General features: G+C 59.9%; 21 protein-coding genes. 13 read left to right on the top strand and 8 right to left on the bottom strand.

Annotated features, from left to right (window positions below):
• Nucleotides 1-49 precede the first annotated feature (49 nt).
• The 11 genes from AACY49_RS04970 to lon all read left to right on the top strand — a co-directional run bounded on the left by AACY49_RS04970 (nt 50) and on the right by lon (nt 11898).
• Nucleotides 50-1255 carry a benzoate/H(+) symporter BenE family transporter gene (locus AACY49_RS04970; protein ID WP_258699270.1) on the top strand — a complete coding sequence of 402 codons (1206 nt, stop codon included), beginning with the start codon at nt 50-52 and terminating at the stop codon, nt 1253-1255.
• 102 nt (nt 1256-1357) lie between these two features.
• Nucleotides 1358-2596, top strand: a complete 1239-nt coding sequence (gene glyA, locus AACY49_RS04965) for a serine hydroxymethyltransferase (RefSeq protein ID WP_339522027.1) — start codon at nt 1358-1360, stop codon at nt 2594-2596.
• Nucleotides 2597-2839: 243 nt separating this feature from the next.
• A complete protein-coding gene (locus AACY49_RS04960) occupies nt 2840-4222 on the top strand; it encodes a carbohydrate porin (protein WP_339522025.1) in 1383 nt (460 codons plus the stop codon).
• Nucleotides 4223-4437: 215 nt separating this feature from the next.
• Nucleotides 4438-6846: a glucose/quinate/shikimate family membrane-bound PQQ-dependent dehydrogenase gene (locus tag AACY49_RS04955; RefSeq protein WP_339522021.1), complete on the top strand. Its 2409-nt coding sequence runs from the start codon at nt 4438-4440 to the stop codon at nt 6844-6846.
• Nucleotides 6847-7038: 192 nt separating this feature from the next.
• The gene (locus AACY49_RS04950) at nt 7039-7467 is read left to right on the top strand and encodes a HEAT repeat domain-containing protein (protein ID WP_258699266.1); all 429 of its coding nucleotides are present in this window, start codon (nt 7039-7041) and stop codon (nt 7465-7467) included.
• Nucleotides 7467-7862, top strand: coding sequence for a hypothetical protein (locus AACY49_RS04945; RefSeq protein WP_339522019.1), 396 nt, complete (start codon nt 7467-7469; stop codon nt 7860-7862). The genes AACY49_RS04950 and AACY49_RS04945 overlap by 1 nt, the downstream gene beginning before the upstream one ends.
• 48 nt (nt 7863-7910) lie before the next feature.
• Nucleotides 7911-8222, top strand: coding sequence for a hypothetical protein (locus AACY49_RS04940; RefSeq protein ID WP_339522017.1), 312 nt, complete (start codon nt 7911-7913; stop codon nt 8220-8222).
• Between the two features lie 14 nt (nt 8223-8236).
• The gene (locus AACY49_RS04935) at nt 8237-8434 is read left to right on the top strand and encodes a hypothetical protein (protein WP_320393418.1); all 198 of its coding nucleotides are present in this window, start codon (nt 8237-8239) and stop codon (nt 8432-8434) included.
• A complete protein-coding gene (locus tag AACY49_RS04930; RefSeq protein WP_258699262.1) occupies nt 8431-8757 on the top strand; it encodes a hypothetical protein in 327 nt (108 codons plus the stop codon). Before AACY49_RS04935 ends, AACY49_RS04930 begins: the two co-directional genes overlap by 4 nt.
• A gap of 176 nt (nt 8758-8933) precedes the next feature.
• Complete coding sequence (locus AACY49_RS04925; RefSeq protein ID WP_339522014.1) at nt 8934-9233, top strand: DUF6124 family protein; 300 nt, start codon at nt 8934-8936, stop codon at nt 9231-9233.
• 247 nt (nt 9234-9480) lie between these two features.
• Nucleotides 9481-11898, top strand: coding sequence for an endopeptidase La (gene lon / locus AACY49_RS04920; protein WP_258699260.1), 2418 nt, complete (start codon nt 9481-9483; stop codon nt 11896-11898).
• Nucleotides 11899-12032: 134 nt separating this feature from the next.
• Here the strand turns inward: lon and AACY49_RS04915 are convergent, their stop codons facing one another.
• The 3 genes from AACY49_RS04915 to AACY49_RS04905 form a co-directional block, all read right to left on the bottom strand.
• Entirely contained in the window at nt 12033-13373 is a 1341-nt protein-coding gene (locus AACY49_RS04915; protein WP_339522301.1) for a Fic family protein, read from the bottom strand.
• Between the two features lie 222 nt (nt 13374-13595).
• A complete protein-coding gene (locus AACY49_RS04910) occupies nt 13596-16667 on the bottom strand; it encodes an efflux RND transporter permease subunit (RefSeq protein WP_339522011.1) in 3072 nt (1023 codons plus the stop codon).
• A gap of 6 nt (nt 16668-16673) precedes the next feature.
• A complete protein-coding gene (locus AACY49_RS04905) occupies nt 16674-17774 on the bottom strand; it encodes an efflux RND transporter periplasmic adaptor subunit (RefSeq protein WP_258699258.1) in 1101 nt (366 codons plus the stop codon).
• 93 nt (nt 17775-17867) lie between these two features.
• Between AACY49_RS04905 and AACY49_RS04900 the strand changes: the two genes are divergently transcribed.
• Nucleotides 17868-18512 (top strand): TetR/AcrR family transcriptional regulator, encoded by a 645-nt coding sequence (locus AACY49_RS04900; RefSeq protein WP_339522008.1) that lies wholly within the window; start codon nt 17868-17870, stop codon nt 18510-18512.
• A gap of 120 nt (nt 18513-18632) precedes the next feature.
• Here the strand turns inward: AACY49_RS04900 and AACY49_RS04895 are convergent, their stop codons facing one another.
• The gene (locus tag AACY49_RS04895) at nt 18633-19415 is read right to left on the bottom strand and encodes a class I SAM-dependent methyltransferase (RefSeq protein WP_445262625.1); all 783 of its coding nucleotides are present in this window, start codon (nt 19413-19415) and stop codon (nt 18633-18635) included.
• A gap of 93 nt (nt 19416-19508) precedes the next feature.
• Between AACY49_RS04895 and AACY49_RS04890 the strand changes: the two genes are divergently transcribed.
• Nucleotides 19509-20129 (top strand): energy transducer TonB, encoded by a 621-nt coding sequence (locus AACY49_RS04890; protein ID WP_339522006.1) that lies wholly within the window; start codon nt 19509-19511, stop codon nt 20127-20129.
• A 3-nt stretch (nt 20130-20132) separates the two neighbouring features.
• Here the strand turns inward: AACY49_RS04890 and AACY49_RS04885 are convergent, their stop codons facing one another.
• The 4 genes from AACY49_RS04885 to AACY49_RS04870 all read right to left on the bottom strand — a co-directional run bounded on the left by AACY49_RS04885 (nt 20133) and on the right by AACY49_RS04870 (nt 22922).
• Nucleotides 20133-20828 carry an extensin-like domain-containing protein gene (locus AACY49_RS04885; protein WP_339522005.1) on the bottom strand — a complete coding sequence of 232 codons (696 nt, stop codon included), beginning with the start codon at nt 20826-20828 and terminating at the stop codon, nt 20133-20135.
• Nucleotides 20829-20830: 2 nt separating this feature from the next.
• Nucleotides 20831-21652 carry an isocitrate lyase/PEP mutase family protein gene (locus AACY49_RS04880; RefSeq protein ID WP_258699254.1) on the bottom strand — a complete coding sequence of 274 codons (822 nt, stop codon included), beginning with the start codon at nt 21650-21652 and terminating at the stop codon, nt 20831-20833.
• 104 nt (nt 21653-21756) lie between these two features.
• The gene (locus AACY49_RS04875) at nt 21757-22617 is read right to left on the bottom strand and encodes a DUF72 domain-containing protein (RefSeq protein ID WP_320393411.1); all 861 of its coding nucleotides are present in this window, start codon (nt 22615-22617) and stop codon (nt 21757-21759) included.
• Complete coding sequence (locus tag AACY49_RS04870; protein WP_339522004.1) at nt 22617-22922, bottom strand: hypothetical protein; 306 nt, start codon at nt 22920-22922, stop codon at nt 22617-22619. Before AACY49_RS04870 ends, AACY49_RS04875 begins: the two co-directional genes overlap by 1 nt.
• Between the last annotated feature and the right edge of the window lie 12 nt (nt 22923-22934).

Below are 22934 nucleotides of genomic sequence, written 5' to 3'. Positions count from 1 at the left end.
AATATCAATTCTGAATCACCGCGTGCCCGCCACGCCTAGCCGAGACATCATGGACACACTCAGAAAGGATCTATCCCTGTCAGCGGTCATTGCAGGCTTCATCGCCGTGATCATTTCCTATGCCGGCCCGCTGATCATCGTGTTTCAAGCGGCCCGGGAGGCGCACCTGCCCAATGATCAGGTGTCGTCCTGGATCTGGGCCATTTCCATCGGCAGCGGCATTACCGGTCTGTTATTGAGCTGGCGTTTGCGGATTCCGGTGATTACCGCATGGTCGACACCGGGCGCGGCGTTGCTGGTGTCGATGCTGCCCACGGTCTCCTTGCCCCAGGCCATCGGCGCCTATGTGGTGGCTTCGGTGATCATCGCGGTGGTCGGCCTGTCCGGCGCGTTCGACAAACTGATGAATCGCCTGCCAAAAGCCATCGCCGCCGCCATGCTCGCCGGCATCCTGTTTCGTTTCGGTGCCGAACTCTTCACCTCGATCAAGCTGCAGCCGAGCATGGTGCTGTCAATGATCGCGGCGTACCTGATCTTCAAACGCTTTTCACCGCGCTACGCCATCCTGTCGGTATTGATTGTCGGCTGTGCCGTGGCCGCCTCATTCGGTGAACTCAACACCGGTTCGATCACCATCGATGTCGCCCACCCGATCTTCATCGCCCCGCAGTGGAGCTGGCACGCGATCATCAATATCGGCCTGCCGCTGGCCCTCGTCACCCTGACCGGGCAGTACGTGCCGGGCATGGCGGTGTTGCGCACCTCGGGCTACAACACCCCCGCGCGCTCGATCATTTCGGTCACGGCCATCGGCTCGATTTTGATGGCGCCATTCGGCTCCCATGGCTTAAACCTCGCAGCCATCACCGCCGCTATCTGCACCGGCCGCGAAGCCCATGAAGATCGCGACAAGCGCTACATCGCCGGGATCGCCTGCGGGGTGTTCTACATTCTGATGGGCATCTTCGGCGCGACCCTGGCTTCGGTGTTTTCGGCCTTGCCCAAAGAGCTGATCGCCTCCCTCGCCGGCCTGGCCCTGTTCGGGGCGATCAGCGCCGGGCTGACCGGCGCCATGGCTGACGAAAAACAACGTGAAGCGGCGCTGATCACCTTCCTGGTCACCGCCTCGGGCATGAGCTTCCTGGGGCTGGCCGCTGCATTCTGGGGGCTGATCTTCGGGCTCGTGGCGCATTTCGTACTGACCTACACCAGGGAAAGCAAAGCCACCGCCGTCACCGAGGGCAGCCGACCATGATCGCTCGTACGACTCCATTGTGGTCGGCGGCGGACTGTCACACGCATCACCGCATCTCGCGCCAGCCTGCGTGGCCGAAGCACTTATCCAAGGAATGACTCCATGAGCCTGCACAATTTCGACCCTGTCATCGCCCGCCTGATCAGCCGTGAACGCAACCGTCAGGAAACCCATCTGGAGCTGATCGCCTCGGAAAACTACGTCAGCGAAGAAGTGCTGGAAGCCCAAGGTTCGGTGCTGACCAACAAGTACGCCGAAGGCTACCCAGGCAAGCGCTATTACGGTGGCTGTAAAGTGGTCGACGAAATTGAAAGCCTCGCCATCGAACGTGCCTGCAAACTGTTTGGTTGCGAATATGCCAACGTCCAGCCGCACTCCGGCTCCCAGGCCAATCAGGCCGTGTTTCTCGCTGTGCTCAAACCTGGCGACACGATTCTGGGAATGTCCCTGGCCGATGGCGGCCACTTGACCCATGGCGCCTCAGTAAACTTCTCCGGCAAGTTCTACACCGCGTACTCTTACGGCCTGGAAAAACACAGCGAAACCCTCGACTACGCCGAGATGGAAGCCCTGGCCCGGGAACACCGGCCGAAAATGATCATTGCCGGTGCCTCGGCGTATTCCAGGACCATCGACTTCCAGCGTTTTCGCAATATTTGCGATGAAATCGGGGCATACCTGATGGTCGACATGGCGCACTACGCCGGACTAATCGCAGCCGGCCTGTACCCCTCGCCGGTCGGCATTGCAGACTTCGTCACCTCGACCACTCACAAAACGCTGCGCGGCCCACGGGGCGGTCTGATCCTGGCTAAACGCGAACATGCGACGTTGCTCGACAAGACGATATTCCCGGTCTACCAGGGTGGACCTCTGATGCACGTCATCGCCGCCAAGGCCGTGGCGTTCAACGAAGCCCTCGGTGATGAGTTCAAGCACTACCAGCAACGCGTCATCGACAACGCCAGGACCATGGCGAACATCCTTACTCGGCGAGGCCTGCGGGTGGTGTCAGGGGGCACCGACTGCCACATGTTCCTGCTCGATCTGCGCGCGAAGAACATCACCGGCAAAGAGGCCGAGGCGTTGCTGGAAAGTGCCCACATCACCTTGAACAAGAACGCGATTCCCGACGATCCGCAAAAACCTGCGATCACCAGCGGCATTCGCATTGGCACACCTGCCCTGACTACGCGGGGCTTCGGTGAAGCCGAATGCGCCGAAGTGGCCAACCTGATTGCCGATCTGCTTGAGCAACCGACCAATGCGGTACTGGTGGAAAAAGTCCGCCGACGGGTGATGCATTTGTGTGAGTGCTTCCCGGTCTATCTATTGACTTGACGGCACTGAAACATGCGGGGGCGGACGCTTTAGTCCGCCCTTTTTTTGCACGGCCAGATACTGCGGCGACAGGTCGCAGCCGACTGTTACCAAATCCGAAATGATCCATGTCAATAAAAGCCCTTTCTCTATGTGTTACAGGACATTATCCTTACGCCTGTCCTGCTGAAACGCTTCTCCTCTGCTTCATCCCGCTGCGTTCAGTCCCCCCCCTTTAGAAAAAAGACCAAGAATTTCTTCTCTATGCCTGATTTTCATACTTCGCGAGACAGCGCTGTCTTGCTCCCTGTGGCCAGTCGAAAAGCCCTGAACCTGATCGGTGGGTTCACCGCATTGAGCCTCGCCACCTGTACCCAGGCCGCACCGGCATTCGATAGCGACTCGCCGTGGATGCTCGGTGACTGGAACGGCACGCGCACCGAACTTTCGGAAAAGGGCTACGACTTCAAGGTCGATTACACCGGCGAAATGGGCAGTAACCTGCACGGCGGCTACGACCATGACCGCACCGCGCGCTATAGCGATCAGTTCGCCTTTGGCAGCCACCTGGACTTGCAGAAGATTCTGGGTTGGGACGACGCTGAATTTCAGCTGACCATCACCGAACGCAACGGCAACAACATCAGCAACGACCGGATCAACGACCCGCGTGTCGGCGGCTTCACTTCGGCTCAGGAAGTCTGGGGCCGTGGCCAGACCTGGCGCCTGACGCAGATGTGGTATCAGCAGAAATTCTTCGATCAGAAACTCGATATCAAGCTCGGCCGCTTCGGCGAGGGCGAAGACTTCAACAGCTTCCCCTGCGACTTCCAGAACCTGGCGTTCTGCGGCTCTCAGGTCGGCAACTGGGTTGGTGGCATCTGGTACAACTGGCCGGTCAGCCAGTGGGCGATGCGCGTCAAATATCACCTGACGCCGCAGCTTTACGCACAAGTCGGGGTTTACGAGCAAAACCCGTCCAATCTGGATCGCGACAACGGTTTCAAGCTCAGCGGCAGCGGCACTCAGGGCGCGATCCTGCCGGTGGAACTGGTCTGGACCCCGAAGCTCAACGGCCTGCCGGGTGAGTACCGCGCCGGTTACTACTACAGCAACGCCAAGGCCACCGACGTCTACAAGGACAACAATGGTCAGCCTGCCGCCCTGAGCGGCGAGGCGTACCGCAGCGCATCGAGCAAGCACGGCGTATGGCTCGGTATTCAGCAGCAGCTGACCAGCCACGCCAGCGACAACTCTCGGGGCCTGAGCGTGTTCGCCAACGGCACGATGCACGACAAGAAGACCAACGCGATCGACAACTACGTCCAGGCCGGCGTCGTCTACAAGGGCCTGTTCGATGCTCGCACCAAAGACGATATCGGTTTCGCCCTGGCCCGTGTCCACGTCAACCCGGCCTACCGCAAGAACGCCGAGGCGACCAATCAGGCCCGCGCCGTCTTCGACTACGACGACCCATCGTTTCTGCCACCGCAAGACACCGAGTACAGCAGCGAGCTCTATTACGGCGTGCACGTCACGAACTGGCTGACCGTGCGCCCGAACCTGCAATACATCCGCCACCCCGGTGGCGTGGACAAGGTCGATGACGCGCTGATTGGCGGGATCAAGATCCAGTCATCGTTCTAATTAAAACCACAAGACCTGTGGGAGCTGGCTTGCCTGCGATAGCGGCGGGTCAGCCGACACCTTTGCCAACTGACACGCCGTCATCGCAGGCAAGCCAGCTCCCACAGGGATTGCATCAACCGCACACCTTTCTTAACTGAACCATGCCCACACCAGATCGTCATCTACAGTGACTACTGCGCGGGACTACTTAAAACGTCACGGAGAACCACACTATGAGCACTGATGGTGCTTTGAGTCGAAGCCGTCTGCTGCCGAGCCTGCTCGGTATCGTGCTTCTGCTAATGGGCCTGGCCTTGCTGGCCGGGGGGATCAAGCTGAGCATGCTTGGCGGCTCACTGTATTACCTGCTGGCCGGTATCGGCCTGATCCTGACCGGGGGGCTGCTGCTGGCCGACCGTTTTGCGGCATTGAGCCTGTACGCGGTGGTGCTGTTCGCCAGTACGGTCTGGGCACTGTGGGAAGTCGGTCTGGACTGGTGGCAACTGGTGCCACGTCTGGCGCTGCTCTTTACCCTCGGTATCGTCATGCTGCTGCCATGGTTTCGTCGCCCGTTGCGTACCGGCGAGTTCAACCCGGTCGGCACCGGTGTGCTGAGCGCTGCCGTGGTCATCGCCGGTATCGCCGCGTTGGCCAGCCTGTTCACCAACCCCGGTGAAATCAAAGGCCAACTGGATCGCGACGCCGTGCCTGGCATGACCAACACCGCCCCGGCCATGCCGGACGGTGACTGGAACTCCTACGGCCGCAGCGCCCATGGCGATCGTTACTCGCCACTGGCACAGATCACGCCGCAGAACGTCAGCAAGCTGGTTCCCGCCTGGACCTACCGCACCGGCGACCTGCCGGGCCCGAACGACCCGGGCGAAACCACCGCGGAAAACACCCCGCTCAAAGCCAACGGCATGCTGTATGTCTGCACGCCGCACAGCCAGGTGATCGCGCTGGACCCGGACACCGGCAAGGAAATCTGGCGTTTCGATCCGAAGCTCTCCACGCAGAAGGCGGCGAACTTCAAGGGGTGGGCGCACATGACCTGCCGTGGCGTGACCTATCACGATGACGCCGCCTACGCGTCCGAGCAGAGCCCGACCGGCACCGCCAACGCGCCAGTGACCAGCGTCTGCCCGCGCCGGATCTTCCTGCCGACCGCCGATACCCGCCTGATCGCCCTGAACGCCGACACCGGCAAGATGTGCGAAGACTTCGGTAACGGTGGCCAGGTCGACCTGACGGCCAACATCGGCGGCTTCACCGCTGGCGGTTACTACTCCACGTCGCCACCGGCGGTCACCAAAGACCTGGTGGTGATTGGCGGCCACGTCACCGACAACGTTTCCACCGACGAGCCAAGCGGCGTGATCCGCGCGTTCGACGTGCACACCGGCAAGCTGGTGTGGAACTGGGACAGCGGCAACCCGGACGACACCACGCCGATTGCCGAAGGCAAGGTCTACACCCGCAACTCGCCGAACATGTGGTCCATGTTCGCCGTCGATGAAAAACTCGGCATGCTCTACCTGCCGATGGGCAACCAGACCCCGGATCAGTTCGGTGGCGCGCGCACCCCTGAATCGGAACTGCACGCCGCCGGCCTGACCGCGCTGGACATCGCCACCGGCAAGGTGCGCTGGCACTTCCAGTTCACGCACCACGACCTGTGGGACATGGACGTCGGTGGCCAGCCAACCCTGATGGACCTGAAAACCGCAGACGGTGTGAAACCGGCGGTGCTCGCGTCCACCAAGCAAGGCAGCATCTATGTGCTGGATCGCAGCAATGGCAAGGCCATCGTGCCAATCAACGAAGTGCCGGTGCCACAAGGCGCTGTCGAAGGTGATCACACCTCGCCGACCCAACCGAAATCCGACCTGAACCTGATGCCGCCGCCGCTGAAAGAGCGCGACATGTGGGGCGTCACCCCGTTCGACCAACTGATCTGCCGGATCAACTTCAAATCCCTGCGCTACGACGGCCCGTTCACGCCGCCATCGCTGCAAGGTTCGATCGTTTATCCAGGCAACTTCGGTGTGTTCGACTGGGGTGGTATCTCGGTTGACCCGGTGCGTCAGATTGCTTTCATGAACCCGGACTACATGGCGTTCAAATCGAAACTGATCCCCGCCGCCGAAATCGCAGCCCAAGGCCCGCGTAAAAGCGAAACCGAAGGCGTGCAGCCGAACAAAGGCGCGCCATACGGCGTCATCCTCGAACCCCTGCTCTCGCCAATGGGCCTGCCGTGCCAGGCACCGGCCTGGGGTTACGTGACAGCGGTCGACCTGACCACCAGCAAAATCATCTGGAAACACAAAAACGGCACCGTGCGCGACAGCTCGCCGGTTCCGATCCCTCTGAGCATGGGCGTTCCAAGCCTGGGCGGCACCTTCACCACCGCCGGTGGCGTGGCCTTCCTGAGCGGCACCCTCGACCAGTACCTGCGCGCCTACGACGTGAAAAACGGCAAGCAGCTGTGGGAAGGCCGCCTGCCAGCCGGCGCGCAAACCACACCGATGACCTACACCGGCAAAGACGGCAAGCAATACGTGCTCGTTGTTGCGGGTGGTCACGGATCGCTGGGCACCAAGCAGGGTGACTATGTGATTGCGTACAAACTGTCCGAGTAAGTTTTAGCGGCGGTTAAAAAACAGGGCGGTTACCTTCGGGGAGCCGCCCTTTTTTGTACCTGCGAATCCGCTGATGCCTGAACGGCCAAGGATGGGAAGCCTCGGCTAAATGAGGCAAGATCGGCCATTGCGAGCCAGCTACGGCACTGAACAGCGCTTGCTGACGCGAGCCGTCGCCTCAGGAGAAACATTTTGCACAGGGATCAATGTGATGAGCTTTGGCAAAAACTGGAGCACTGGATTGGCGACTCTGAAGCCGCCAACTGGACCGAATACACCACCGAAATGGTGGCTAAATGTGTGCTTATTGACTTCACCGCCACACAATGGGCACTGCTCGACCAGACTTTACTGAGTAAACCGGAGTACTGGCAGCAGCGCTGCACAGTCTCACTGGGAGAAGACCGCTCGGTACCGGCAATCGCCTTGTTGAAACGCTTGCTGCTGGAGTCGGCTTACCTCGACGTCCGCATCCAGGCCATCTACGAACTCGACTGGTGCGAAACCCCCATCGAAAAAAATTACGCGCCTTACATTCAGGCAGTCATCCAGTGTCTTCCGGTTGAAGAGATCGAGCCCGAACTGAAAAGCTTGCTCACCAAAGCCGAGAACGCCGTGTAATGAAAAACCTGACCACCATCCAGGTGCCTTCTATCGCGCAACTGAACGAGTCACAAAACGGTACCCTGCATTGGTGCCTGACCGATTTTCAGATGTGCCGCTCCTTCGACACGTCCAGCTTTCTCCCGATATTGCTCGATTGCCTGCTGATACCGACTAGTGTCGGCATTGAGATGTCCGGAATCACCATTGACGTCGACCTCGACCCGGCCAACATTGCCGACCACTTGATCGGCGTGCCCGGCATCACCTTCGAATTCATGGACGCGTTCGTCACCCTGCCCACCCCGGAAGCCATCCGCTACATCTGCACCTGGTGCGACCTCCACGCTGAGCATGATCGGGACAACGTCCTCTTGAAATGCCAAGCGCTCAAGGCCAGGCTCGAAACATGAAATGGTTTGCCCATGGCCTTACCATCCTCCTCACACAGGAACCGCCAGTTGTTTGACCTGAGCCTGCTCACCGGCAAAATCATCTTCGACGACCTGTCGCCCCTGACCGACCAGCCTCTGGCTGGCCAGATCGATGCGCTCAAGGAAGACCTGTTGCAGGTCGAGTACGGCAAGCAACTGCTGCTGGATGTCGGTTGGTATCCCGAGTTCGATGAGGACGGTGCCTTTCGAGTGATGGTCATCAAAGATCACCACTGGGACTACCCACAGTGGACGGGCCAGGCGCATACCCTGGCAGAACTGACCACACGCCTGACCGAAGCGCAACGCGAGCTGCACGCACGGCTCGACCTGCCTTGACCGAGAAGACCTCCATGAACGGCCCACTCAAGTACCGGCTACAACCATTGCGCATCCCCAGCGGTTGGCGCATCGAGGTCACCAACCTGTTTGAACTGGAGCTGACGCCAAATTCAGGCGACGGGTCGGGTGCATTCAGGACGGCCGACAAGCTGCAATTGATCACGACAATCGAATGGTTTGTCCTGCAACCCCAGGCTGTTCGGCGATGAAGCAAATTGTCGTCCCGCTGAGCCCGGCGGCCCTGCATCGACTGGACCTTGATCAAAGCCAACCGGGTGAAGTGGAAACGTGGACGTTGAGCTCCGAGCACTACCAGCAATTGTGGGACTCAGGGTTGATCCAGCGCGTCAACAGCGTTCTGGGCAGCTTGGTCGATGACTATGAAGACGCCAGCATCCAGGGTGCCACTGCGCTTGAAATCGTTCAGGAGCTGCTTGAGCAAGCGACACTGCCAGCGGACCTCAAGGCACGGTTCAAACAGCTGACTGCGCTAGCCCGAAGTAAAGGTACCGGCCTGTTTTTCTACTTTTGATCCGGACCGTTTGTCCTACAGACGCTCTGATTTCTAAGGATATTTCCGACAAGTTCTGGCGGTTGTCGGTCGGAAGTGAGGTGGATAGGCTTTGGGGGTCGCTGCAAATCAGCGATCGGGCGTCGCGGCCTGAATTTTTACTTGGTGCTTTTCCATTCCTTATTTGGAGCATCGCCATGTTTACACCAGAAACCGAAAACGTTTCGCCCAACCCATCCGCCCTCAAATCCCCCGTGGCCCGCAAGCCGAGCACGATGTATAGGGTTGCGCCGGATATCAAAGACGAAGACCTGTTGGCCCACACCTGTGAATCATTGGCCCAGGCCAGTGTGATGGCGAGTGATTTTGCGGGGTATCTGGAAGGGCCGCACCGGCACACGGCGATGGCGATTCAACAGATCGTCATGCTGGCAGAACTGGCGGTGAACCGGATGCTGGATAACGTGGCCGTGCCGAAGCCTGCGCCACACAGCTAATCCCTGTGGGAGCCGGGCTTGCCCGCGATGACGGATTAACATTCAACCTTGATGTTGACTGACACTCAGCCATCGCGGGCAAGCCCGCTCCCACAGTTGAACCGTGTGAATCTGCAAGAGATTGGTTAGCTGTCAGACTGCCAAGACCTGTCAAAACCCTGAACACACACGCTGAAATACCCAGGCCCATTGAAACCACCCCCCACCTGCCCCATCTAAGACCCATACCCTATTGCGCAGGTGCCCCATGACCGACCAGCAAGAATTCCCTGAAGACGCGAGCGAATACACCGAAACAGACAACGCCGAACACCACGTCACCGGCAAAGGCCTCGCCCTGCCTGGCCAGAACCTGCCGGACAAGGTCTACATCATCCCGATCCACAACCGGCCCTTCTTCCCGGCGCAAGTACTGCCGGTGATCGTCAACGAAGAGCCGTGGGCCGAAACCCTCGAACTGGTGAGTCAATCCGACCACCACTCCCTGGCCCTGTTCTTCATGGACACGCCCCCGGAAGATCCTCGCCACTTCGACACCAAAGCCCTGCCGGAATACGGCACCCTGGTCAAAGTGCACCACGCCAGTCGCGAAAACGGCAAACTGCAATTCGTCGCCCAGGGCCTGACCCGGGTGCGCATCAAAGCCTGGCTCAAACACCATCGCCCACCGTACCTGGTGGAAGTCGAATACCCGCACCAGCCCACCGAGCCGACCGATGAGGTCAAGGCCTACGGTATGGCGCTGATCAACGCGATCAAGGAACTGCTGCCGCTCAACCCCCTGTACAGCGAAGAGCTGAAGAACTACCTCAACCGCTTCAGCCCCAACGATCCGTCGCCGCTGACCGACTTCGCCGCCGCGCTGACCTCGGCCACTGGCAGTGAGTTGCAAGAAGTGCTCGACTGCGTGCCGATGCTCAAGCGCATGGAAAAAGTCCTGCCGATGCTGCGCAAGGAAGTCGAAGTCGCGCGCTTGCAGAAAGAGATTTCCGCCGAAGTTAACCGCAAGATCGGCGAGCATCAGCGCGAGTTCTTCCTCAAGGAACAGCTCAAGGTCATCCAGCAAGAGCTGGGCCTGACCAAGGACGACCGCAGTGCCGATATCGAGCAGTTCGAGCAACGTCTGACGGGCAAGGTGCTGCCGTCCCAGGCGCAGAAACGCATCACCGAGGAAATGAACAAGCTGTCGGTCCTCGAGACCGGTTCGCCGGAATACGCAGTGACCCGCAACTACCTCGACTGGGCGACCTCGGTGCCGTGGGGCGTGTACGGCGAGGACAAACTCGACCTCAAACACGCACGCAAGGTGCTGGACAAACACCACGCCGGCCTCGACGACATCAAGGACCGCATCCTCGAATTCCTCGCAGTCGGTGCCTATAAAGGCGAGATCAGCGGCTCCATCGTGTTGCTGGTAGGCCCACCGGGCGTGGGCAAGACCAGTGTCGGCAAATCCATCGCCGAAACCCTGGGCCGGCCGTTCTATCGCTTCAGCGTCGGCGGCATGCGTGACGAAGCCGAGATCAAGGGCCACCGCCGCACTTACATCGGCGCGCAACCGGGCAAACTCGTCCACGCGTTGAAAGACGTCGAAGTGATGAACCCGGTGATCATGCTCGACGAGATCGACAAAATGGGCCAGAGCTACCAGGGCGACCCCGCCTCGGCGCTGCTGGAAACCCTCGACCCGGAACAGAACGTCGAATTCCTCGACCACTACCTGGATTTGCGCCTGGACCTGTCGAAAGTGCTGTTCGTCTGCACCGCCAACACCCTGGATTCAATACCCGGCCCGTTACTGGACCGGATGGAAGTGATTCGCCTGTCGGGCTACATCACCGAAGAAAAAGTCGCCATCGCCAAGCGTCACCTATGGCCGAAACAGCTGGAAAAGGCCGGCGTGTCCAAAAGCAGCCTGTCCATCAGTGACAACGCCCTTAAAGCGCTGATCGACGGCTACGCCCGTGAAGCCGGCGTGCGACAGCTGGAAAAAAACCTCGGCAAACTGGTGCGCAAGGCCGTGATGAAGCTCATCGACGAACCGAAAGCGGTGATCAAACTCGGCCCGAAAGACCTGGAAGCCTCACTCGGCCGGCCAGTGTTCCGCAACGAGCAAGTGCTGTCCGGCGTCGGCGTGATCACTGGGCTGGCCTGGACCAGCATGGGCGGCGCCACCCTGCCGATCGAAGCCACGCGCATTCACACCCTCAACCGCGGCTTTAAACTCACCGGGCAACTGGGGGACGTGATGAAAGAGTCGGCGGAAATTGCCTACAGCTACGTCAGCTCCCATCTGAAGCAATTTGGCGGTGATCCGACGTTCTTCGACGAAGCCTTCGTCCACCTCCACGTACCGGAAGGCGCCACGCCGAAAGACGGCCCGAGCGCCGGCGTGACCATGGCCAGCGCCCTGCTCTCGCTCGCCCGCAACCAGCCGCCGAAAAAAGGCGTGGCCATGACCGGCGAACTGACGCTAACCGGGCATGTACTGCCGATTGGCGGCGTGCGTGAGAAAGTCATCGCGGCGCGTCGGCAGAAGATCAATGAACTGATTTTGCCGGAGCCCAATCGCGGTAATTTCGAAGAGCTGCCGGAATACTTGAAGGAAGGGATTACCGTGCACTTTGCCAAGCGCTTTGCGGATGTAGCGAAGATATTGTTCTGACCCGTAACCTGATTGTTCCCACGCTCTGGGAACAATCAGACTCAACCAAAAAGCCCGCTGACCTTTAAAGGTTCAGCGGGCTTTTCATTTGCGTCACGGACTGAGGATGGCAACCATCGCTGGCAAGCCAGCGCCTACGGTGCTCCGCGCAAAAAGAACACCCATTCCCTGCCCATCTTCCTCTTCTCGAATACGTTCAACTCAACCAACCCATTCAAGGTCGCTGACGCAGTGTTGTAAGAGCAGGCCAGATTCTCCTTCACATTGACCGCCGTAAATTCCTTGGCCATTCCACTCTTGGCCACTTGGTATACAGCTCGCTGTCTCTCGGTCAATTGGTCGAAAAAACCGGATGCCAACAACCATCGATCAAAGTTCTCGGCATAAGCCAGACTTTTCCGATAAGCCTCAGTAAAACCACTGACAGCACGCAGAATCACCGAACACTGGAAATCGATGAAATAAGTCAGGTCCAGCTCATCAGCTTCCGTATTCAGATACGAGCGGCCATATTTCACCGGCGCATTGCGCAGCAAAATGCTGATCGCTATATAGCGAAAGGCCGAGAAGTCATTCTTGAACATGAACCAGTAAAACAGCGCCCGCGCGACCCGGCCGTTGCCGTCGCGAAAAGGATGCTCATAGCCCAACGCAAAATGCAGGGCGATGCCTTTTATCAACGGATGAAGATAATCCACTTGATAGGGGTCGTTGTGGGATTGATTGATCCAATTCGACAGCACCTGCAGTCGTGACACCAGCCCCGCTGCGGGCGGCGGTGTATGCACGGTATTGCCCTCGCCATCCTGCACCACCACATCATCGTTGGCCCTGAAAGCCCCAGGTGAATATTGAGTGTCGTCGATGCCCTCGACGCCGACACAATGCATTGCCGTAATCAGCTCGACGCTCAAGGGTTCATAACGCTTTTCCCAGGCGAAGTTCATCATTTTGTAGTTGCCGATGACCATCCGCTCATCCGGCGTACGCGGCAGCCGCTTTCGCTTGAGCATATCTTTTGCCACTCGAGTAGTGGTCGCAGCACCTTCGAGTTGGCTGCTGCTGATTGCTTCATCTTCAATCAGATCGTTGAGCAGGTAGCTGAAATGCGCATGCTCGCCGATCTGGCTGGTCATGTGTTCCAGCGCTGCCGTTGTCGCTTGCCGATCGACGGCAGAAATAGCTTTCTGCGCCAGCGGCGTGAGCACGAAGCGGCCCCATTGGACAGGCTCGCCCAATGGCAGAAGGGTTGAGTACTGGGCGGTCCGGGCTTTTTTAACCAAGGCCCAGCACAGATTCGAGTCCAGCCCCGGCGCCCAGCGGTAGCGCAAGTCATCGAATGGAAGATAACGCCCCTGATCGTCCAGAGGCTTGAGCAGTGCGAGGTAGTCCGAGAGGCGCTCCTTATTGGGCGATTGCCCCAACCGATCGAACACCGGATCGGATCTGCCCTTCAGCATGGGCGGCTTTTTCATCATTGCTGTCTCAAAAACTCACGAAACCGAGTCTTGAGTACAGCACCGCCCTTGCTCTGACTCAATATCAGACGGATCTGAAATACATGTAGGAGCTGTGCCGCAGGCTGCGATCTTCTGATCTTGATCCTCATATGGATTTCAAGATCAAAAGATCGCAGCCTTCGGCAGCCCCTACAAGGGAATGCGGTGAGCCAAACCACGAGGTCGAGGTCGCCAAGATCAAACGGGCTCTTTCTTGACCCTGAACCACGCCGCATACAACGCCGGCAAGAACAGCAGCGTCAGCGCCGTCGCCACAATCAGCCCACCCATGATCGCCACCGCCATCGGCCCGAAGAACACGCTGCGTGACAGCGGGATCATCGCCAGCACGGCAGCGAGCGCAGTCAGCACAATCGGCCGGAAACGTCGCACCGTCGCCTCGATGATCGCCTGCCACGGTTTCAGCCCAGCGGCGATGTCCTGCTCGATCTGATCCACCAGAATCACCGAGTTACGCATGATCATCCCGGACAAGGCGATGGTCCCGAGCATGGCCACAAAACCGAACGGCTGACGGAACACCATGAGGAACAGGGTCACGCCGATCAATCCCAGCGGCGCGGTCAGAAACACCATGACGGTGCGTGAGAAACTGCGCAGTTGCAGCATCAGCAACGTCAGCACCACCACGATGAACAGCGGCACGCCGGCCTTCACCGAGTTCTGCCCACGGGCCGAGTCCTCCATCGTACCGCCGACCTCCAGCAGATAGCCGTCCGGCAGTTCGGCGCGAATCGGATCGAGGGTAGGCATGATTTGCTGCACCAGCGTCGCCGGCTGTTCCTTGCCATAGATGTCGGCGCGAACCGTCACGTTGGGCAGGCGATTACGGTGCCAGATGATGCCTTCTTCGAAGCCATATTCCAGCGTTGCAATCTGCGACAGCGCCACGCTGCGACCATTGTCGGTCGGCACGGCCAGGCTTGGCAGCAATGCCAGTTCGGTGCGCTCATGCACCGTGCCGCGCAGCAGGATCTCGATCAATTCGTTATCTTCGCGGTACTGGCTGACGCTGGCACCGGTCAGCGAGCTTTGCAGGAAACCCGAGAGGTTCGCCGTGCTCACACCCAGCGCTCGCGCGCGGTCCTGATCGACATTCAGGTAAACGACTTTGCTCGGCTCTTCCCAGTCCAGATGCACATTGACCACATGGGGATTCTCGCGAACCTTGGCCGCGACTTTACGCGCCAGGGCGCGGACGTCCGCAATGTGTTCACCAGTGACCCGGAACTGCACCGGATAACCAACCGGCGGGCCGTTCTCCAGCCGCGTAACCCGCGAGCGCAGGGCCGGGAACTGTTCGTTGAGGGTTTCGATCAGCCAGGTGCGCAGGGTTTCGCGGTCTTCGATGGTCTTGGCCAGGACGACAAACTGGGCGAAGCTCGCTGCCGGAAGTTGCTGATCCAGCGGCAGGTAGAAACGCGGCGAACCGGTGCCGACATAAGCCACATAGTTGTCGATCCCGGCGTGATCCTTGAGCAGCCCCTCGAGACGTTTGACCTCTTCTGCGGTGTTGCTCAGGGACGCACCTTCGGCCAGTTTCAGGTCGACCATCAATTCCAGACGCCCCGAAGCCGGGAAGAACTGCTGCGGCACGAAACGGAACAGCACCACGGACGCGACAAACATCACGATGGTCAGGACGATCACCGTTTTGCGCCGGCGCACGCACCACTCCACCAGCCGTCTGACGCGCTGATAGAACGGCGTGCCGTAAGGGTCGGGCTGGCCGTCGCCGGTGCCGTGTTTGGCGGCGTGAATTTTCGCCAGGTCCGGCAGGAGTTTTTCCCCCAGATAAGGCACAAAAACCACGGCGGCAACCCACGACGCCAGCAACGCGATGGTCACCACCTGGAAGATCGAGCGGGTGTATTCGCCAGTGCCCGATTGCGCGGTGGCAATCGGCAGGAAACCGGCGGCGGTGATCAGCGTACCGGTGAGCATCGGGAACGCGGTGCTGGTCCAGGCATAGCTGGCGGCCTTGATCCGGTCGAAACCCTGCTCCATTTTGATCGCCATCATTTCCACGGCGATGATCGCGTCGTCCACCAGCAAGCCCAGCGCCAGCACTAGCGCGCCGAGGGAAATCTTGTGCAGACCTATCCCTAAGTAATACATGCAGGCGAAGGTCATCGCCAACACCAGCGGAATCGCCAGCGCCACGACCATGCCGGTGCGCACGCCGAGGGAGAAGAAGCTCACCAGCAACACAATCGCCAAGGCCTCCACCAGCACTTGAACGAACTCGCCGACACCGGTTTTCACCGCGGCGGGTTGATCGGACACTTTGCGCAGTTGCATGCCGGCCGGGAGGTTTTGCTGGATCCTGGCGAACTCGATTTCCAGCGCCTTGCCCAATACCAGAATATCGCCACCGTCCTTCATGGCCACCGCCAGACCGATGGCGTCTTCGGCCATGAAGCGCATGCGCGGCGCCGGTGGATCGTTGAAACCGCGACGAACGTTCGCTACATCACCGATGCGGAACGTGCGATCAGCGACGCGGATCGGGAAGTTCTTTATCTCGTCGACCGTCTGAAAATTCCCCGAGACCCGTAGCTGCAAACGCTCGCTGGTGGTTTCGAAGAAGCCTGCGGTAGACATCGCATTCTGCTCTTCAAGCGCCTGCTGTACCGCCGCCAACGGCAACCCGAGGGTGGCCAGTTTGACGTTGGACAGTTCGATCCAGATTTTCTCGTCCTGCAGACCGAGCAGGTCGACCTTGCCCACATCCTTGACCCGTTGCAGCTGGATCTGGATGCGGTCGGCGTAATCCTTGAGCACTGCGTAATCAAAGCCTTCGCCGGTCAGGGCGTAGATGTTGCCGAAGGTGGTGCCGAATTCATCGTTGAAAAACGGCCCCTGGATGCCCGGTGGCAGGGTCTGGCGGATGTCGCTGACCTTCTTGCGGACCTGATACCAGAGGTCCGGGATTTCTACCGAATGCATGGAGTCCCGAGCCATGAATGTGACCTGGGACTCCCCCGGGCGGGAGAACGAGGTGATCCGTTCGTACTCGCCGGTTTCCATCAGTTTCTTTTCAATACGCTCGGTGACCTGGCGCGACACTTCCTCGGCCGTGGCCCCCGGCCAGTTGGTGCGAATCACCATGGCCTTGAAGGTGAACGGCGGGTCTTCGCTTTGGCCGAGTTTGGTGTAGGACAACGCGCCGACGACAGCCAGCAAGAGCATCAGGAACAGTACGATCTGGCGGTTACGCAGCGCCCATTCGGAAAGATTGAAACCCATCGGGGATTACTCCTTGTGCGCCAGATTGACCACGCGGTTGGAGCGATCCACCGGGCGCACTTGCTGCCCGTCGTGAAGCACATGAACACCGGCGGCCACCACCCAGTCGCTGGCGTTCAGGCCTTCGAGCACCGGCACGGTTTTCTCGCCGAATGCACCGACCCGCACCGGGGCTTTTTTCAAGGTGTTGTTGGCGCTGACCACCCACACATAGGTGGCACCGTTTTCCGCGGTGACCGCCGACAGCGGCACCGACAACGCCACTACTTCGGCGGTCTGGATGAACACCCGGGCGCTCTGGCCCAGCTCGGCGGGAACCTTGCCGGCGGTAAAAGCGATACGGGCGGCGAAGGTGCGGGATTTGGGATCGGCGGCGGGCGACAGTTCACGAATGCGTCCGCTGAAACGTTGATCGGGTTGGGTCCAGAGTTCCACCGAAACCGGCTGACCGACCTTGAAGCGGCCGAAGCTCTGCTCCGGCAGGCTGATCGAGACTTCGCGTTCGCCGTCGGTGGCGAGGGTAAACACGGTTTGCCCGGCCGCTACCACTTGCCCGACTTCAACCGCACGCTTGGCCACTACGCCATCCTGTGGCGCACGCAGCACGGCGTAACTGGCCTGGTTGGTCGAGACATTGAATTCGGCTTTGATTTGCTTGAGACGTGCTTCACCGGAACGGTAGAGGTTTTCCGCATTGTCGTACTGCGAACGGCTGACCATCTGCCGCTCCATCAGCGTCTTGTAGCGATCACGCTCGGCACGCACCATGCTCAGATTGGCCTCGGCGGCCGCGACCTGGGCACGGGTGGCTTCCAGTTGCAGGCGTACGTCCTGAGGATCGAGCTCCGCCAGGGGTTGATCAGCCTTGACCCGCTGCCCCTCCTCGACCAGTCGTCGGGTGACTTTGCCACCAATGCGAAAGGCCAGATCAGGCTCATAGCGCGCGCGGACTTCACCGGGAAAACTTTCCATGGCCTGCGCCGAAGGCTCTGGCTGCACCACCATGGCCGGACGCACGGTGACTTGAGGCGCCTCTTCATGGCCACACGCCGACAATAAAAAAGCCAGACTGACCGGCAACGCGAGGGGCAAGGCATAGCGCAGCATGGTGAAGGACCTTTCGCTAATGGTGCTTGGAATAATTATACTGACCAGTATGTTATTAATAGCAAACTCACCAGTCCAGTATTAAAGCGAAAAATGTCAGACAATCTTTCAACACCCAGCGGTCCAGGCCGTCCCAAGGATCTGGCCAAGCGCCAGGCAATCCTCGATGCGGCGAAAATCCTGTTTCTGAGTAAGGGTTACGCCAACACCAGCATGGATAACGTGGCGGCCGAGGCCGGCGTGTCGAAACTGACGGTCTACAGCCACTTCAACGACAAGGAGACGCTGTTCTCCGCCGCCGTGGTGGCCAAATGCGAAGAACAACTGCCACCGCTGTTTTTTGAATTGCCGGACGGCATTACGGTGGAAACCGTGCTGCTGAACATCGCGCGCGGTTTTCATCAATTGATCAACAGCGACGAATCGGTGAACCTGCACCGGCTGATGATGACGCTGGGCAGCCAGGACCCGAAGCTCTCGCTGATTTTCTTCGAGGCCGGGCCAGAACGCATGCTGCATGGCATGGAGCGGTTGCTGATCAAGGTCGATCAGAGCGGCGCGTTGAGCATCGATAAACCGCGTAACGCCGCCGAGCACTTCTTTTGCCTGCTCAAGGGCGCGGGGAATTTCCGGTTGCTGTACGGCTGTGGTGAGCCGGTGACCGGGGATGCGGCCGAAGCCCATGTGCGGGAAGTGGTGGGGTTGTTTATGCGGGCTTATCGGCCGGGGTTAGCCTGATGATCGTTCCCACGCTCTGCGTGGGAATGCAGCCCGGGACGCTCCGCGTCCCTTTCGAAGCGGACGCAGAGCGTCCATTGAGGCATTCCCACGCAGAGCGTGGGAACGATCAGTATCGAATCAGGGCTTGAGCGCTTTCTTCGGATAAATGTCGTAGCGGCTGGACTTGCCATCCAGCGCATGACTCGGCTTCGGCCCGTCGATGCACGGCGCCTTGCGCGGGCGCTTGACCACCACCCGGTGACTGGCCAGGGCCAACGCCGCTTCGAGCAGGGCTGGCGCATCCGGGTCGTCGCCGACCAGCGGCCGGAACAGGCGCATTTCCTTCTTCACCAACGCGGTTTTCTCGCGATGGGGAAACATCGGGTCGAGGTAGATCACCTGCGGCGGCTCACCCTCCCAGTTGCGCATCACCTCGATCGAATTGCCCTTGAGCAAACGCATCCGCGCCACGATCGGCGCCACGTCGAAATCTTCCGCGCCACGCGCCAGGCCATCTTCAAGCAAAGCGCCGATCAGCGGCTGGCGCTCGATCAGGCTCATCTCGCAGCCCAGGCTGGCCAGTACGAACGCGTCCTTGCCCAACCCCGCCGTGGCATCCAGCACCCGCGGGCGCACGCCTTGAGCGACACCAACCGCCTTGGCGATCATCTGGCCGCTGCCGCCGCCGTACAACCGACGATGGGCCGCGCCGCCCTCGACAAAATCCACCCGCACCGGCCCCGGAGCGTCCGGCCCGAGTTGTTGCAGCTGCAACCCCTGCTCACCCACCTGCAAGGCAAACTCGCCGTCCTCCACCTGCAACGGCAATCCCAGGCGCTCGGCCCATTGCTCGGCCTGTGGCTGGAAAGTCGTGCCCAAGGCCTCGACATGGATACGGCAAGCCGCAGGTTGCTCAATCATGGGAAAACACGCTCAAAAAATTAATGATCGGCAAAAACGGCCGATAACCAAACTATCGAGCATTTTGCCAGAGCTGAGCGTCGACCGAGAGAAATGTCAGACATTCAACGCACATCGATAGGCTACATCTCGCCCCACGGCGATTTTGGCCTGCGAAATTCCCAAGCACTGAGCGGCGTCAGTCACCTGTGGCAGGATTTTTTTGCCCAGGCCCTGGCCGATCAGTCGGGCGATGTCGTGCCGGAGTCTCTCAACTTTCCGCCGGTCGATATCGACAGCCCGGTCGAACCGACCGTCGGCAGCGAGCTGCTGGCACACATCGTCTCTCAGCGTGAATGCAACGTCACAGAAACCCCGGTCCGCCCGCCAGAGCCACTGTTCCTGCCGATTGCCGAGTTCGAAATGGATTTGGCCGACAAGCCATTCCCGCCGTTTCCAGCGGAAGAAATCGTCGCGCAACAGCAACAACAGGACTTCGAGAGCGGCTGGGTTCGCCCGATCGTGCTCACCGCCGGTCAACCGCTGCCAGAGCCAGGCACCGCACCGCAACCGCGTCCGCTGCATCTGCCGATCGCCGAGTTCGAACTCGACCTGCTGGACAAACCGTTCCCGCCGTTCTCGCCCGAGGAACTGGTGGAACAACAGAAACAACTCGATTTCGATAACGGCTGGGCACGCCCGATCGTTCTGCAGAACCTGCGCATCGCCGCCTAACCCTCAGCGACACCGCCACCACGGCCCGACATCCACATGAAAGTGATTGCGATGGGCGGCGTTGTAGTCCGGGCTCAACACCACACTAAACATATCGCACGCGCCGTCGCGGACCTGATGGAGAAATCTCGCGTCCTGATTGTCCTTAGGCCAATCCTTGAGCACGCTGATTAATCGGCCGTCCGCCAGCCGGAATCCGCTGATATCCAGGGCATCGGCCGTGGCATGCTGGCTGCGTCTACCGTTTTCGCGGTTGTAGACGTTGCGACAAGCGAAGCTGCCGAGATGGTCGACCCGTTTCACCGCCTGCCCGTAGACCGCCTGAGCCGCCGGTTGCAGGGCGTGGCGATCGAACAAGGCGAACGCCACCGCCAGGCTGCAACTGGCGAGGAAACTGCTGCTCAGCGCCGCCTCGCCGCCTTGCACGCGCAAGGTGTTGGTCAATGGGCAAGCCGCGTCCGGGCTGTCGGCCTGACGGCTTACACGTAACCCGGAGCTGCTCAGGGCCTGGTCGCACAACTGCGGATCATCGCGCAGACGCATCAGTTTGTAGCGGGTCAGCAGGTTCGGTTTGGCCTTTACGTCCAGCGGCGCCCATGGGTTCCATTGTTGGGGAATGGAAACCCAGCCGCGCCAGACGCTCAACCCGGCAGCGCCGATGATCAACAGCACCAGCAACAGCCCCCACCGAAACCGCATCGTCAGCCTTTGAACAATTGATTGGCCTTCTGGAACGGCATCGACCGGGAAGTGAAGCCAAAGGTCCCGTGTTGCTGGATTTCCTCTGCGGCGCGCAAGAACTCGCCATACGCCGCCAGCGCCAGGGCCGAACCGACACTGATGCGTTTGACGCCCATTTCACTCAATTGCGCCACCGTCAGTTTGAGCCCGCCGGACATCAGCACATTGACCGGTTTCGGCGCCACGGCGCGAACCACCGCCAAGACCTCTTCAGCGCTGCGCAAGCCCGGTGCGTAAAGCACGTCGGCTCCCGCCTCGGCGAATGCCTGCAAACGGCGAATGGTATCGTCGAGGTCAGGATTGCCGTGCAAAAAGTTCTCGGCACGCGCCGTCAGCACAAACGGAAAAGGCAAGCTGCGAGCCGCTGCAACGGCGGCTTCGATGCGCGCCACGGCATGTTCGAAACAGTAGATCGGACCCTCCTCACGCCCCGTGGCATCTTCGATCGAACCACCGACGGCACCGGCCTGGGCGGCACGAAGAATACTTTGGGCGCAGTCGGCGGGGGCGTCGGCAAAACCGTTTTCGAGATCCACCGCTACCGGCAGATCAGTGGCCGCGACAATCGCCCGAACGTTCGCCAGGGTATCGTCGAGCGTCAACCCACCATCGGGGCGGCCTTGGGAAAAGGCACAACCGGCGCTGGTAGTCGCCAGCGCCTCGAAACCCAGGCTGGCGAGCATTTTCGCCGAGCCGGCGTCCCAGGGGTTGGGAATGACAAAAGCGCCCTCGCGTTCGTGCAGTGCTTTGAACGCCTGGGCTCGAAGGGTTTGCGCATCCATTGGCAGACTCCTGAAAAGGGGAAAACGAAGCTGATGCCAGTCAGTTAAACGCAATCCCACAGGTTTCTCGCCTTAACGGACTGACATCAGGGAACGAGGCCGCTTCAAAGCAAGCCAAGTTGCTCGGCGGCGGGTTCTCTGTATAACTCAGGCAGCGGCGGCAGGCCAGGCAAACGTAACATCAGTTGTGCATGAAAACGTTGTGCGAGTTTCGCTGCCAGCAGGTTGTCGGCGGTGTGCAGGAAGATATAGGGCGTGCGCCCCTCTTCGATCCAGACGGCGATTTTCTCGACCCACGGCACCAGGAACGGGTCGTTGGCTTCAAGCACAGGATGGCCAATGAAACGCACCTGTGGAAACTGAGTAAACGCAGCGGGGCGAGGCGGTACCCTGGGCTTTTTCGATTGGGCGTGGAGCACCGACGGATCGGTGGAGGTGCAGCTGAACAGCGCTCGCGGATCGAGACAGATGCGCTCGACACCACGATCCAGCAGCAGGCGATTGAGCATCCGCTCGGCATCGCCCTTGGCGAAGAATTCGTCATGCCGCACTTCGACCGCCAAGGGCCGGTCCACTGCATCGATAAAGCCGGCCAGCTCCGACAGTCGTTGAGGGGTGAAGCTTTTGGACAATTGCAGCCAGACGGGAGAAACACGCTCACCCAGAGGACTGAGCAATTGCAGGAAGGTCTCGGCGGCGGTCAGTTGATCGCGCAAGTCGCCGCTGTGGCTGATGTCGCCGGGGAACTTGGCGGTGAAGCGAAAGTGTGCGGGCATGGTGTCGGCCCAGCGCTGCACGGTGGCGGCAGAGGGGCTCGCGTAGAAGGTCGTATTGCCTTCCACGGCGTTGAACACTTGAGAATAAAGATTGAGAAACTCGGCGGGCCTGGCGTCTTGTGGATACAAGTACTCGCGCCAGGCGTTTTCACTCCAGGACGGGCAGCCGAGGTAGTAAGGCAGCGCCATCAGATGTACAGGTCGAGACCCAGTACATCCGCATCCCAATCGACAAAAGTGGCGGTGCTCAGGTAACTGGCCAGTGCCATCGCCACACTTTTGCTCATGGCGCGGTGATAAATCATGTCTTGTTGACGCGCGGGGAGATTGCTCAGGCGTTGCGCAGAGGCTTTGGCGGCACGGGCGGCCAACTGCTCTTCGGAAGGAATTTCCAGCTCGCCGTCGATATCGACGTAGTCGTCATCCGCCACAGGGCCTTTGCGGGGCTTGCGCTTGATGGGGTAGGACTGGGAGGAAAGGCCGTCTATACGCATAAGTGCATGCTC

Source organism: Pseudomonas sp. EL_65y_Pfl2_R96 (genome assembly GCF_963970905.1).
Classification (GTDB): Bacteria; Pseudomonadota; Gammaproteobacteria; order Pseudomonadales; family Pseudomonadaceae; genus Aquipseudomonas.
This window is presented reverse-complemented; position numbering and strand designations above follow the sequence as displayed.